This is a genomic window from Sulfurifustis variabilis, from assembly GCF_002355415.1.
Taxonomy (GTDB): Bacteria; Pseudomonadota; Gammaproteobacteria; order Acidiferrobacterales; family Sulfurifustaceae; genus Sulfurifustis; species Sulfurifustis variabilis.
The window spans coordinates 2,992,971-3,006,415 of record NZ_AP014936.1; the positions used below are offsets into that span (position 1 = coordinate 2,992,971).

At 69.7% G+C, this 13,445-nt stretch carries 13 protein-coding genes; 10 read left to right on the plus strand and 3 right to left on the minus strand.

The annotated features are described in order from the left end of the window. Positions 1-32: 32 nt before the first annotated feature. The 4 genes from SVA_RS14505 (at position 33) to glnA (ending at position 5,329) form a co-directional block, all read left to right on the plus strand. The gene (locus SVA_RS14505; protein WP_096461898.1) at positions 33-1,163 is read left to right on the plus strand and encodes a galactose-1-phosphate uridylyltransferase; all 1,131 of its coding nucleotides are present in this window, start codon (positions 33-35) and stop codon (positions 1,161-1,163) included. A gap of 193 nt (positions 1,164-1,356) precedes the next feature. Then, a complete protein-coding gene (locus tag SVA_RS14510) occupies positions 1,357-2,526 on the plus strand; it encodes a PQQ-dependent sugar dehydrogenase (RefSeq protein ID WP_096461899.1) in 1,170 nt (389 codons plus the stop codon). A 74-nt stretch (positions 2,527-2,600) separates the two neighbouring features. Further along, positions 2,601-3,761, plus strand: a complete 1,161-nt coding sequence (locus SVA_RS14515) for a PQQ-dependent sugar dehydrogenase (RefSeq protein WP_197703233.1) — start codon at positions 2,601-2,603, stop codon at positions 3,759-3,761. Between the two features lie 155 nt (positions 3,762-3,916). Further along, positions 3,917-5,329, plus strand: coding sequence for a type I glutamate--ammonia ligase (gene glnA, locus SVA_RS14520; protein ID WP_096461901.1), 1,413 nt, complete (start codon positions 3,917-3,919; stop codon positions 5,327-5,329). Positions 5,330-5,400: 71 nt separating this feature from the next. Here the strand turns inward: glnA and SVA_RS14525 are convergent, their stop codons facing one another. Further along, positions 5,401-5,775 (minus strand): VOC family protein, encoded by a 375-nt coding sequence (locus tag SVA_RS14525; protein ID WP_096461902.1) that lies wholly within the window; start codon positions 5,773-5,775, stop codon positions 5,401-5,403. A gap of 626 nt (positions 5,776-6,401) precedes the next feature. On the opposite strand from SVA_RS14525, the gene SVA_RS14530 reads away from it, so the two are divergent. From SVA_RS14530 to SVA_RS14540, 3 genes are read left to right on the plus strand one after another with little or no spacing between them, the layout of a single operon-like run. Beyond that, positions 6,402-7,232 carry a mechanosensitive ion channel family protein gene (locus tag SVA_RS14530; RefSeq protein WP_096461903.1) on the plus strand — a complete coding sequence of 277 codons (831 nt, stop codon included), beginning with the start codon at positions 6,402-6,404 and terminating at the stop codon, positions 7,230-7,232. After that, the gene (locus SVA_RS14535; RefSeq protein ID WP_096461904.1) at positions 7,225-8,064 is read left to right on the plus strand and encodes a magnesium transporter MgtE N-terminal domain-containing protein; all 840 of its coding nucleotides are present in this window, start codon (positions 7,225-7,227) and stop codon (positions 8,062-8,064) included. Before SVA_RS14530 ends, SVA_RS14535 begins: the two co-directional genes overlap by 8 nt. After that, positions 8,061-9,368, plus strand: a complete 1,308-nt coding sequence (locus SVA_RS14540; protein ID WP_096461905.1) for a magnesium transporter — start codon at positions 8,061-8,063, stop codon at positions 9,366-9,368. Before SVA_RS14535 ends, SVA_RS14540 begins: the two co-directional genes overlap by 4 nt. A gap of 89 nt (positions 9,369-9,457) precedes the next feature. Here SVA_RS14540 and SVA_RS14545 read toward each other — a convergent pair whose 3' ends face one another. Continuing rightward, positions 9,458-9,889, minus strand: a complete 432-nt coding sequence (locus SVA_RS14545) for a hypothetical protein (RefSeq protein WP_096461906.1) — start codon at positions 9,887-9,889, stop codon at positions 9,458-9,460. Positions 9,890-10,035: 146 nt separating this feature from the next. Between SVA_RS14545 and SVA_RS20210 the strand changes: the two genes are divergently transcribed. From SVA_RS20210 to SVA_RS14560, 3 genes are read left to right on the plus strand one after another with little or no spacing between them, the layout of a single operon-like run. Next, positions 10,036-10,680, plus strand: a complete 645-nt coding sequence (locus SVA_RS20210) for a phosphoribosyltransferase (protein ID WP_096461907.1) — start codon at positions 10,036-10,038, stop codon at positions 10,678-10,680. A gap of 17 nt (positions 10,681-10,697) precedes the next feature. Beyond that, on the plus strand, positions 10,698-11,348 hold the full coding sequence (locus tag SVA_RS20215) for a dienelactone hydrolase family protein (RefSeq protein WP_096461908.1): 651 nt from the start codon (positions 10,698-10,700) through the stop codon (positions 11,346-11,348). Next, positions 11,345-12,382: a hypothetical protein gene (locus SVA_RS14560; RefSeq protein WP_096461909.1), complete on the plus strand. Its 1,038-nt coding sequence runs from the start codon at positions 11,345-11,347 to the stop codon at positions 12,380-12,382. Before SVA_RS20215 ends, SVA_RS14560 begins: the two co-directional genes overlap by 4 nt. Here the strand turns inward: SVA_RS14560 and SVA_RS14565 are convergent. Beyond that, entirely contained in the window at positions 12,372-13,379 is a 1,008-nt protein-coding gene (locus tag SVA_RS14565; RefSeq protein ID WP_096461910.1) for a ribose-phosphate diphosphokinase, read from the minus strand. The two genes, SVA_RS14560 and SVA_RS14565, sit on opposite strands and share 11 nt — an antisense overlap. Positions 13,380-13,445: the final 66 nt, after the last annotated feature.

Below are 13,445 nucleotides of genomic sequence, written 5' to 3' on the forward strand. Positions count from 1 at the left end.
TTTCGATCGTCGCCATCCTCCGGTGCCCGCCCATGACCCCTCCCGCGACCGCGAAGACGCCGGCCCCGCCCCACCCGCAGGCGGACGAGAAGGCCGTCCGCGAGATCCGCATCAACCCGATCGTGCCGAGCGAGTCGGTGCTCGTGGCCACGGCGCGCGGCATGCGCCCGAAGAAGGCCGAGGCGAAGGTGGAGCGCGACACCCGGGCGCACGTCGAGACCTGCCCGTTCTGCCGTGGCAACGAGTCGATGACGCCGCCGCAGATCGCGACCTATCCGGCGACCGGCCCCTGGGACATCCGCATCGTCGAAAACCTCTACCCCGTGCTCGGCGACGACCGCCAGAACCCGAACCTGAGCTTCGGCCTGCAGCAGACGATCGACGGGTACGGGCGGCACGAGGTGATCATCGACCACGCGAGCCACGGTATCGCCGTGCACGAGATGAGCGAGCCGCACCTCGCCATGCTCTTCGGCGCCTACCGCGCGCGCATGCGCCAGCTCTACGACTCCAACAGCCGGCTGCGCTACGTGCTCGTGTTCAAGAACTTCGGCCCGGCGGCCGGCGCGTCGATCGCGCACACGCACAGCCAGCTCATCGCGACGCCGGTCATCCCGGACAACGTGCAGACGGAGGTCGCGAACAGCCGCCAGTTCTACCTGAAGCAGCACCGCTGCATCTTCTGCTCGCTCATCGACGAGGCCCTCACCTTCGAGGCGACGATCTACGACCGCGAGTCGGGCGAGATCCGGCGCGCGATCCGGGTCGGGCAATACGTGGTGGAGCGCGGTCGCCGGTTCATCGCGGTGAAGCCCTTTGCCTCGCGCTACGAGTGGGAGGTCCACGTCCTGCCGCTCGCGCACCAGGCCGATTTCCTGCGGCTCAAGGACGACGATCTCGCCGACCTCGCGCGCGTCATGCGCCGGACGATGGCGCGACTGGATGCCGTGCTCGGCGGCGCGCAGTTCAATTACTTCATTCACTCCCTGCCCCACGACGTGAACTGCGAGGACTGCGACGCGAGCTACCACTGGCATATCGAGATCACGCCGCGGACCAGCATCCCCACCGGCTTCGAGCTCGGCAGCGGGCTTTTCGTGAACACGGTCGCGCCCGAGGCGGCGGCCGAGCGCCTGCGCGCGGTCGAGCTGCCCGAGAATTAGCCCGGGTTTCGCACATCGGCTACGCGGCCCCTCTCCCCTTGCGGGAAAGGGACAGGGAGAAGGGCTGCGTGGATCATGCAGCGCCGCCGGCGCATCGCCCTCTCCCGTCGAGGGAGAGGGGGGAAGTCAAAGCCGTCGCGGCCTCTCGGGCGTTCGGGTGTTTTTGGAGCCCGCCCTCGGGTATAAAGCCGGCATGACGACGACGCAGACCCGATCCTTCCTCCTCTGCACGTGGCTCTGGGCGGCGGGCGCCGATGCCGCCAACTGCACGGAGCCCGCCGCCGGCGCCGCGATCCCCGACATCCGCCTGGAGGAGATCGCAAGCGGCCTGAGCAACCCCGTGCACATCACCGGCGCGGGCGACGGCAGCGGCCGGCTCTACGTGGTCGAGCAGCGCGGCACCGTGCGCGTGATCGAGAACGGCAAGCTCGCGCCCGATCCGTTCCTGGACATCCGCGGCAAGGTCGAAAGCGGCGGCGAGAAAGGGCTCCTCAGTATCGCGTTCCACCCGAAGTACGCCGAGAACGGCGCCTTCTTCGTCGACTACACCACGCGCGAAGGCGGTCTCTACTCCCACGTCTCGCGCATGGCGCGCGGGCGCGACGGCCGGGCGGACCCCAAGAGCGAGCGGCTCCTGCTCAAGATCGAGCAGCCCTACTCCAACCACAACGGCGGGCAGCTCGCGTTCGGACCGGACGGCTATCTATATATAAGTCTCGGCGACGGCGGCTCCGCCAACGACCCTCAGGAGCACGGACAGAACCTCGAGACGCTGCTCGGCACGATTCTGCGCATCGACGTCGAACGGTCGGACGGCGCGCGGCCGTACGCGATCCCGCGCGACAACCCTTTCGTGGGCAGGGCCGGGGCGCGCGAGGAGATCTTCGCGTACGGGCTGCGCAATCCCTGGCGTTTCTCCTTCGACGCCGCGAACGGCCGGCTCTATGCGGCCGACGTCGGGCAATGGGCGCGCGAGGAGATCAACGTCATCGAGAAGGGCGGCAACTACGGCTGGCGGGTCATGGAGGGGGAGATCTGCACGCCGAGCATCGACCCGAACTGCAGCACCGAGGGCTACAGCCTGCCGATACAGACGTACCAGACGGGGCCGCTCGGCCGCTCGGTCACCGGAGGATTCGTCTATCGCGGCCGCCGCTCGCCGGCGCTGTGCGGCGTCTACCTCTACGGCGACTACGTGAGCGGGAACGTCTGGGGGCTGCGCTACGACGGCAACCGCGTCACCGCCCACCGCCAGCTCCTGCGCACGCAGATCGGCATCAGCACCTTCGGGCAGGACGACGAGGGCGAGCTCTACGTCGCCGACCACAAGAGCGGGCGCATCTTCCGTATCGCGGCGCGCTGACGGGCGCGCACCTTTGACTTAGCCTCGGTTCTCGCGCGTATTTCCCCGTTCGCGCGGGTTATATCATCGGGCGCGTGGCACTCTGGCGAGACAGCGCCTTCGCCTGCCTGCTCCTGGCCGCCGCGTGCGGCTCCTCCGACGACGCGCGCCGGATCGAGATCCCGGTCATCGCGCTCGAAGAGGTCGGCACGGGTTTCGTCGATCCGGTCCACCTGGCGGCGAGCGGCGACGGCAGCGGCCGGCTCTTCGTCGTCGAGCAGCGGGGCACGGTGCGCGCCATCGAGAACGGCCGCCCCGCCGCGCAACGCTTCCTCGACATCGGCGCGAGGGTGGAGAGCGGCGGCGAGAAAGGGCTGCTCAGCATCGCGTTTCATCCGCGCTACGCCGATAACCGCACGTTCTTCGTCGACTACACGACCCGCATCGAGGGGCGGCTCACGAGCATCGTCTCCCGGTGGCGCGAAGCCGGCGGACGCGCGGACCCGGCGAGCGAAGAGGTGCTGCTCGCGATCGACCAGCCGTTCGACAACCACAACGGCGGCCAACTGGCCTTCGGCCCCGACGGTTTCCTTTATATAGGCAAGGGCGACGGCGGCTCGGGCAACGATCCCCACGGTCACGGGCAGAACGCGGGCACGTTGCTCGGCGCGCTGTTGCGGATCGACGTCGACGCGGTCGACCCTCCCCTCGCCTACCGCATCCCGCCGGACAATCCCTTCGTCGGGCAGGCCGGGGCGCGCGGCGAGATCTACGCCTACGGCCTGCGCAATCCCTGGCGCTTTTCGTTCGACCCGGAGACCGGGCTGCTCTACCTCGGCGACGTCGGCCAGGGGGCGCGGGAGGAGATCGACGTCGTGACGCGGGGCGGAAACTACGGCTGGCGCATCATGGAAGGCGACATCTGCACGCCGGGCGTGAACCCCCGCTGCGACCCGACCGGCCTCATTCCGCCCATTCATGTCTATCCCACCGGTGATCTCGGGCGCTCGGTGACGGGCGGCTTCGTGTATCGCGGTACGCGCGTACCGGCGCTGACCGGCCTTTATGTCTACGCGGACTACCTCAGCGGCCGGATCTGGGCATTGCGCTACGACGGCACCCGCGTTACCGAGCAGCGCGAGCTCCTGCATACGCCGTACCGCATCAGCACGTTCGGTCGGGACGACGAGGGCGAGCTGTACGTCGCCGACCATGCGGGTGGCCGGATTTTCCGCATAGTTCCCGCCGGTAACTGAACCGCGCTCGCTTGACGCTCGAATCCGGGCGAGCGCAGCATGACCGGGCCGGAGCCGCGTGGATGCTCTGCGACGTTCGGGCGGTTCGCCACCCCGGCCGATCGTTTCTTTTCCGCCGGCATCCGCGGCCCGTCATGCAGGCACGGAGGCGCGCCATGAAAACCAGCGAGGTAATGGATTTCATCAAGGACCGGCAGGTCGAGGTCGTCGACCTCAAGTTCGGCGACTTCCCCGGCACGTGGCAGCACTTCACCATCCCCGTGAGCCAGGTGAACAGCGAGCTCTTCGACGAAGGACTCGGGTTCGACGGCTCGAGCATCCGCGGCTGGCAGGCGATCCACGCGAGCGACATGATGGTCGTTCCCGACCCCGAGACCGCGATGCTCGATCCCTTCAGCGAAAAGACGACGCTCTCGCTCATCTGCTCGATCGTCGACCCGATCACGCGCGAGAAGTACTCGCGCGATCCCCGTTACATCGCCCAGAAGGCCGAGAGCTACTTGAAGAGCACCGGCATCGCCGACACCGCGTACTTCGGCCCCGAGGCGGAGTTCTTCATCTTCGACGGGGTGCGCTTCGACCAGAACGCGCACGAAGGCTACTACTACATCGAGTCGGAGGAAGGCATCTGGACCTCGGGCAAGGGCGACGGCCCGAACCTAGGGCACAAGCCGCGCCACAAGGAAGGCTACTTCCCCGTGCCCCCGACCGATTCGCTGCAGGACATCCGCAACGAGATGATCGTCGAGATGGAGCGCGCCGGCATCGTCGTCGAGAAGCAGCACCACGAGGTCGCGACCGCGGGCCAGGCGGAGATCGACCTGCGCTTCGACTCGCTCACCCGCATGGCCGACAAGATGATGCTCTACAAGTACATCGTGAAGAACGTCGCCCTGCGCTACGGCCAGACGGCGACCTTCATGCCCAAGCCCATGTTCGGGGACAACGGCAGCGGCATGCACACGCACCAGAGCCTATGGAAGGACGGCCAGCCGCTCTTCGCCGGGAACAAGTACGCCGGCCTCTCGGACGCCTGCCTCCACTATATCGGCGGGATTCTCAAGCACGCGCCGGCGCTCTGCGCCTTCGTCGCGCCGACGACCAACTCCTACAAGCGGCTCGTCCCGGGCTACGAGGCCCCGGTCAACCTCGCCTACTCCTCGCGCAACCGCTCCGCCGCCGTGCGCATACCGATGTATTCGCCGAGCCCGAAGGCCAAGCGTATCGAGGTCCGCTTCCCGGACCCCTCGTGCAACCCTTACCTCGGTTTCGCCGCGATGCTCATGGCCGGCCTGGACGGCGTCCAGCACAAGATTCACCCGGGGGACCCGCTCGACAAGAACATCTACGAGCTGCCCCCCGAGGAGCTGAAAAACGTCCCGAGCGCGCCCTATTCCCTCGACGCCGCGCTCGACGCGCTCGAAGCGGACCAGGACTTCCTGCGGCAGGGGGACGTGTTCACCCAGGACGTGATCGATACCTGGCTCGAGTACAAGCGCTCGCGCGAGTGCGACCAGGTACGGCTGCGGCCGCACCCGTACGAGTTCATGCTCTATTACGACGTGTGAAGACGTGAGGGCGTGAGGTCGCGAGAGCGAGAGTGTGGATTCCCCACCCCCGATCTCCCGACCTCCCGATCTCACGTTCCTTCGATAAACTCCAGCCCGTTGCCGTCCGGATCCCGGCAGAAGAGTGCCCGCCGCCCCGACCGGCTCGCCGTGTAAGCGACTTCCGCGCGGTCGAGCGCGGCCTTCAGCGGTTCGAGCGAACCGACGTGGATCGCCGTGTGCCGGTCCCGCCCGGCGTGGACCGGCCGGCCGGTCACGGGGTCCGGGTTCGGCAACTCGATCAGGTGGATCTGCTGCCCGCCGACCCAAAGCCAGGCGCCCGGGTAGCCCAGGTCCGGCCGTCCCGGGTCCACCCGCATGCCCAGCACGTCACGGTAAAAGGCGAGCGCCCGGGCGGTATCGGCGACCAGAACGCTCGCGTGGGCGATCCCGAGGTAGTCGATCATTCGCGCAAAGTTACACGAAGCCGTTCGCACCCGAAACGGGGCGCTCAGCCACGGTAGGTAGTGGACCGCTCACCTCCTTAGCCTCAGAGGGGAGCTTGCTTTTTGCTCCCCGTATGGCGCGCCCGACCCTCGCGCTTCCGAGCGCCGCGAGCCCGAAGGGCGACCGGGAGGATCCCGGTCGGTCGCCAGTCGGCGCAGGGCGAGGCGGGGACGTGGCGAACGTCCGGTGGACGTTCGCCCCGCCGAGCGGGCGCACAGGGAGGTGCGCCCTGGGCTTTTGCGCGAAGCAAGGATTGCGCAGCGCAAAAGCGCCGTCCGGCGACCTCCCAGCGCGAGGCAGCGAGGGGTGCGCCCTGGGCTTTGTCGCGGAGCGGGATGCGTAGCGGCAAAGTCGCGCCATCCGGGGTGCCCTTCTCTTTGGTGACTTTCTCTTGGGCAAGCAAGAGAAAGTCACCTGCCGTGGGTCAGCCACCCACAAGTACAATTTATTACTTCGACCGCTCGCCCGGAGGGCCGTCGACCAAACCGCCGCCGTGCTCGCCCGTTGGCGACGAGCCCAAGAGCGGAACTCGACTTCCTTGTTTATACTTTGAGCGCACGCCCCGCCCAATCCGGCAGGATCGATAATGAACAACTACGCTGACTGGACGAGCACCCTGCGCGACGCGTTCCTCGGGCTCGGCCAGCAGGTCATCGATTACCTGCCGAACCTCCTCGCCGCCATCGGGTTGCTCATCGCCGGCGGGCTGCTGGCGAAGCTCCTTCGGGCCGCGGCGGTGCGGCTGTCGCGCATGCTCGAGCAGATGATGCTGCGGCTCTCGCGCCGGCCGCCGCCGGTGCGGCCCGGGCGAACGCCCGCATGGGGACGCCTGCTCGGCAGCATCGTCTTCTGGGCCGTGGTGCTCTTCTTCCTCGCGCTCGCGACGCATGTCCTCGGTCTCGAGGCGTTCTCCTCGTGGCTCAACCGGGTCGTCGTCTACCTGCCCACGCTCCTCGTCGGCGTGCTCATCATCCTCGCCGGCATCCTGGTCTCGGCCCTGACGCGCGACCTCGTCATCGCCACGGCGCCGCTCGAGGAGAGCCACCGCGTGCTCCTCGGCCGCGTCGTGCAGGTCGTCATTCTCGTCACGGCGATCGTCATCGGCGCCGACCAGATCGGCATCAACGTCACGTTCCTCGTGATCCTCGCGGCGGTGGTGCTGAGCACCCTGCTCGGGGGATTGGCGCTCGCCGTGAGCCTGGGCGCGCGGACCTTCGTCGCGAACCTGGTCGCCGCGCAGTCGCTGCGCAACAGCTACCAGATCGGGCAGACGATCCGCATCGCGACCTACGAGGGCCGCATCCTCGAGCTCACCCCGACCGCCGTGATCATCGAAACCGCCGAAGGACGCGTCTCGCTCCCGGCGAAGTTCTTCAACGAGCAGCCGGCTGTGCTGCTGATGGGCCGCGATGCGTAACGGCAAGGTCCACGAGATCACGCGCGCGTTCCTCGAGGCGCACCCCGAGGAGGCGGCGCGCGCCCTCGAGCACGTCGCCGCGCCGAGCTGCGCGGCGCTGCTGAACGCCGTGCCCCTCAAGCTCGCCACGGAAGTGCTGCGCCACATGCTGCCCGCGCACGCGGCGCGCTGCCTCGAGTACCTGAAACCCCAGGCCGTCTCCGGGCTGCTCCGCGCGCTCACCCCGCAGACCGGCGCCGGGCTTCTGCGCTACCTGCCGGAGGAGGCGCGCGCCGCCGTCCTCGGCGAGCTGCCCCCGGGCGCCGCGCTCGGGCTCCGGCTGCTGCTCAGCTATCCCGACGACGCCGTGGGCGCCTGGACCGACACGCGCGTGCCCGCGTTCGCGCCCGACGCGACGACCCGGGAAGCGGTGGAGCGGGTCCGCCGCTCGCGCCACGAGGCGGCGAACTACATCTACGTCGTCGATGCCGACCACCGCTTTCGCGGCGTGGTCGGGCTGCCGGCCGCCCTGCGGGCGTCGAACCGCGCGGCGCTCGGCGAGCTGATGCAGCCGGCCGAACCCGTGTCGGCGCGCGCGCCGCTCTCGGCCGCGCGCGCGCACGAGGGCTGGCGCCAGCTGCACTCGCTGCCCGTCGTCGATCACGAAGGGCGGTTCGTGGGCGCGCTCCATTACGCGGCGCTCGACCAGGCACTCGCCGGGCGGCCGCGCCCGGAGCCGATCGAGCTCGCGACCGAAACGCTGTCGGGGCTCGTCAACGCCTACTGGCTCGGGCTCGCCGGGCTGGTGCGCGCGGCGGTGCCCCTCATCACGGGCCGGCGGGGCACGCCGTGACCGCGAGCGCCGCACCCGCCGTCGCGGCGCTGAACCGGCGTTTCCTGACCGATCATCCGCGCGAGGCGGCCGCGAGCCTGGAGGCCATGCCCTCGCGCGCGGCCGCGGAGGTGCTCGCGGGTCAGCCGGTGAACGTCGTGGTGGCCGTCTGGAGTCACCTCGTGACCGACGTCGCGGACAACCTCTACGCCGAGCTGCCCGACAACCTCGCGCGCACGCTCCTCGCGGAGCTGGAGCCGGCGGCGGCGACGGGCCTCCTGAACCGCCTCGACGCCGAGGAGCGCGCCCGCCGGCTCGCCCGGCTCGATCCCCGCGTCGCCGCGGAGCTGCGCGCGCTCCTCGAGTATCCGCCCGACAGCGCGGGCCGGCTGATGAACCCGCACGTCGTCCCGTTCCGCATGGAGATGACGGCGCGCGAGGCGCTGAACCGGTTGCGCACCTCGAAGCCGAGGGCGGTGACCGGGCTGTTCCTCGTGGACGACGACGGACGCCTCGCCGGCCGGGTCGAGATCCACGACCTCGCGCTCGCCGACCCGCGCCAGAAGCTCCTCGCGATCGCGCGTGCGGTCCCCGCGGCCGTGCCGGATACGGCGCCGCGGGAGGAAGTGGTCGAGCGGCTCGAGCAGTTCAAGCTCCCGGAGCTCCCCGTGGTCGACTTCGCCGGCCGGCTGATCGGCATCATCCATCAGTCGACCCTGGTGACCGCGCTGCACGAGGAGGCGAGCCTCGACATCCAGACGATGGTGGGAGCGAGCCGCGACGAGCGCGCGCTTTCCGGCGTGACCTTCGCCGTCTCGCGCCGGCTCCCCTGGCTGCACATCAACCTCGTGACCGCGTTTCTCGCGGCCTCCGTCGTCGCGCTCTTCGAGAGCACCATCGCGCAGTTCACGGCGCTCGCGGTACTCATGCCGGTGGTCGCGGGGGAGGCGGGCAACGCCGGTCAGCAGGCGCTCGCGGTCACGATGCGCGGGCTCGCGCTGCGGGAGATCGGCGTGCGCCACTGGCCCCGCGTGGCGCTCAAGGAGATCAACGTCGCGCTCCTGAACGGCGCCGCGATCGCGGTCACGACGGGGATCGGCGTCTACCTCTGGAGCCGCTCGCTCGGCCTCGCGCTGGTGATCATGATCGCCATGGTGTCGTCGCTCGCCGCCGCCGGCTTTGCCGGCGCCCTGATCCCGATCACGCTGACGCGCTTCGGACAGGACCCGGCGCAGGCCTCCTCCATCCTGCTCACGACCGTCACCGACGTCATCGGTTTCCTCTCCTTCCTCGGCACGGCGACGGCGCTCTCGATGCTGCTGTGAAGCCAGTAACGGCAATGTTGAATTTCGAATCCTGAAGAATCGAGGTGCGCGCTGCCCGCGTCCTCGATTCAACATCGGGAATTCCACATTCAAAACTGCTTTTCAGTAGTCGGTTTGTACAGGTACACCAGGGCGGAGCTCGCGACCAGCAGCAGCACGAGCGTGACGAACTGCCCGGTCACCACGTAGTGAAGCAGGCCGGCGAACGCCGGGAGATCGGCAACGGTCATTCCCCAGAACATGCGGGAGCGAAGCTCGCGCGGGTGCTCGTCGCCCCGGCGCGGCGCGCCGTCCTGCGACAGCTCGCGATAGCGCATCAGCAGCGGCACGGACGGCAGCAGCGATGCCAGGGCGATGGCCAGGGTGTAAGGCTCCCATTCGGGATACAGGCCGGCGATCTCGAGCTGCGTCGAGGCGATGACGACGATCAGGGCGAACGCGATCGACTGGTAGAAGAAGCTCTGCCACAGCCTCAGCGCATCGGTCGACGCGGCCTGCGGCGGGGGCGTGACTCGCGCCATATCCCCTCCTCGAGTCGGCTGTTACCGGGGAATTAATATGCAACCATAGACGGCGAAACGCCATCCGCATCGGCCCATTGATGCAGATCAAAGAGGGCCTTACCGAAAGTTGCGATGGTGATCGGGTACGGAGCGAGGAGACCGCCATGCGATTCAGGGACCGTGCGGAGGCGGGCCGCAGGCTCGCAGCGGCCCTGGCCGGGCATGTCGAGGGACCCGGCGTCGTGTACCCGCTTCCCCGGGGCGGAGTCGTCCTGGGCGCCGAGATCGCTGCGGCGCTGCGGCTGCCCCTCGACCTGATCATTCCCCGCAAGATCGGGCATCCCTACAGCCCAGAGTACGGCATCGCGGCCGTGGTCGAGAGCGGCGAGATCGTGCGGAACGAGGCCGAGGTGGCGCGCGTCGACGCGTCGTGGTTCGAGCAGGCGGTCGCGCGCGAGCGCGCCGAGGCGCGCCGGCGGCGCCTGCTCTACCTGCGCGGTCGCGCGCCCGTGCCGGTCGAAGGAAAGACGGCCATCCTGGTCGACGACGGAATCGCGACCGGCCTGACCATGGAGGCGGCGATACGCGAGGCCAAGCGGCTGCGGCCGGCGCGCACGATCGTCGCGGTGCCGGTCGCCCCGCCGGACACGGCGAGGCGCATCGGCCGGGAAGTGGACGCCTTCGTGGCGCTCGAGATCCCCGAGTTCTACCTCGGGGCGGTCGGCGCCTACTACGACGATTTCCCGCAGCTCACCGACGACGAGGTGATCGGGCTGCTCGATCGCCTGCAGTCGTCGTCGGAGAACTGACCCGGCCGGGGGACGCGATGCCCGAGGAACGCGAGGTGGAGATCCCGCTCGACGGCGAGCGCCACGGCGGATCGCTCGGCATTCCGTCCCGTGCGCAGGGACTCGTGCTCTTCGCCCACGGCAGCGGCAGCAGCCGCTTCAGCCCGCGCAACGCGTTCGTGGCGAGCGAGCTGCGGCGACACGGGGTGGCGACCCTGCTCTTCGATCTGCTGACGGAACGCGAGGACCGGAACTACAGCACGCGCTTCGACATCGATCTGCTCACCCGCCGTCTCGTCGAGGCCGCCGCCTGGACGGCGAGGCAACCGGAGATCGGGCGTCTTTCGCTGGGGCTGTTCGGCGCGAGCACCGGCGCCGCGGCGGCCCTGAAGGCCGCGGCGGTCGACGAGCGGATTCGTGCGGTCGTGTCGCGCGGCGGGCGGCCGGACCTGGCCGGCGAAGCGCTCCCGCGCGTGCGCGCGGCGACGCTTCTCGTGGTCGGCGGGGAGGACGATGTCGTCATCGAGCTGAACCGCGACGCCTACGCGCGCCTGCAGTGCACCAAGGAGATCCGGATCGTCCCGGGCGCAACGCACCTGTTCGAGGAGCCCGGCACGCTCGAGGAGGTCGCGCGCCTCGCCGCCCACTGGTTCCATCGCCATCTGACGCCGACCCCGGCCGCGCCATGAAGGCGCCGCCGTCCCCGGACTCCCGCCACGCCGCCGGCATCCACGCCAAGGTCGCCCTCCTCCGGGAACCGGCCACCTACGCCGGGGCGCGCGAGGTCGAGACGGTCGAGACCCATATGTCCTGGGTCTTCCTCACCGAACGCGACGCCTACAAGCTCAAGAAACCCGTGCGGTACGACTTCCTGGACTTCACCACGACGGCGGCGCGCGAACGGAACGCGCGCGAGGAAGTGCGGCTCAACCGCCGGCTGAGCGACGGCGTGTACCTCGGCGTGCGCCGCCTCACGCGCTCGGCGGAGGGGCGACTCGCGATCGAGGGCCGCGGCGAAACCGTCGACTGGCTCGTGCACATGCGCCGCCTGCCGCGCGACCGCATGCTCGATGCGCTCATCCGCGGCGGCCGCCTCGTGCCCGGCGACGTACGCCCCGTCGCCGACAAGCTCGCGGCCTTCTACGCGCAGTCCCCCACGGTCGACACGGATCCCGAGACCTATCGCGCGCGGCTGCGCGCGAGCCTGCACGGCCACCGCGCGGCGCTGCTCGATCCGGCCTGGGGTCTCGAGCCCGGTCTGGTGCGCGCCGGGCTGGACGAGGCCGAACGGCTGCTCGACCGCGAGCCGGCGCTCTTCGGCGGCCGCGCCGGCCGCATCGTCGAAGGGCACGGCGATCTGCGTCCCGAGCACGTCTGCCTCGAATCGCCGCCCATCGTGTTCGACTGTCTCGAATTCAACCGCGAGTTCCGGCTGGTCGATCCCACCGACGAGCTCGCGGCGCTCGGGATGGAATGCGAGCGCCTGGGCGCGGCCTTCGTGGGCGACGAGCTGCTCTTCGCGTACCAGCAGCGGACCGGGGACGGCCCGCCGCCGGAGCTCATCGATTTCTACCGGACCGGCCGCGCCGGCCTGCGCGCCAAGCTGGCAATCTGGCACCTGCGGGAAGTCGAGAAATCCGCATGGGGACACTGGCAGGCGCTCGCCCGCAGCTACCTCCGGCTCGCGAGCCGGTACGGCACGCGGCTCGCCGCTATGGGGTAGCGAGGGCGACCAGCGATCCGCCCGCGTGCAGCCGCGCGATCGCCTCCGCGAGGTACCCGGCGAGCGGGATCACGTCGAGCTTGCCGCGCAGCGCGGCGCCGGTGACGCGGAACGGCGGCACGCTGTCGGTGACGACGACCCGATCGATCTCCGGCGCGGCGAGCGTCTCGTTCGCCGCTCCCGTGAAGAGGCCGTGGGTGGCGATCGCGTACACGGCCGTCGCGCCGCGCTCCCGGCAGACCCTGGCCGCGTGCGCAAGCGTGCCGCCGGTGCTGATCATGTCGTCGATCACGAGCGCGATCGCGCCGCCGACTTCTCCCGCAAGACGACCTCCGGTCATGACGCCCTTCGCGCGCGCCTTCTCCATGAACGCGAGCCCGAGCTCGCGTCCGAGACGCGCACCCAGGAGCTGACGAAAGCGCTCCGCGCGCTTCATCCCGCCGATATCGGGCGACACCACGACGAGCGGCGCGTCGGCCGGCAGCGCCGCGATGAAGTGCCGCGCGAAGAGCGGCGCGGCCTCGAGGTGCTCGGTCCGGATCCGGAACGCGTTCTGGAACGCGGCGAGGTTGTGCACGTCGAGCGCGACCACGCGATCCACGTGCACCGCCTCGAACAGCGCCGCCACGTAGCGCGTGGTCACGGGATCGCGGGGCTGGGTCTTCGCGTCCTTGCGCATGTAGGCGAGGTACGGGAGGACCGCGGTGACGCGCGCCGCGCCGGCATCGCGCAGCGCGCCGAGAAAGAAGAGCAGCCGGATGAGCTTGTCGTTACCGCTCGCGGCGGCGTCGGCGTAGAGCGAGTGCACGACGTAGACGTCGCGCTCGCGCACGCTCTCGAGCGGGCGCACCTTGTGCTCGCCGTCCTCGAAGCGACGTTCCTCGTGGCGCGCGAGCGCGACGCCCAGCGCGTGCGCAACCGCTTCCCCGAACGCGCGGGACGCCTCGAGGGCAAAGAGCTGCGGCTCGCGGGTCGAAGGGGATGCGGACTGATTCATCGGCGTTTGGTTCTTATGTCATTGCGAACGCAGCGAAGCATCAGATTTCTTCCACCGAAATCCGGT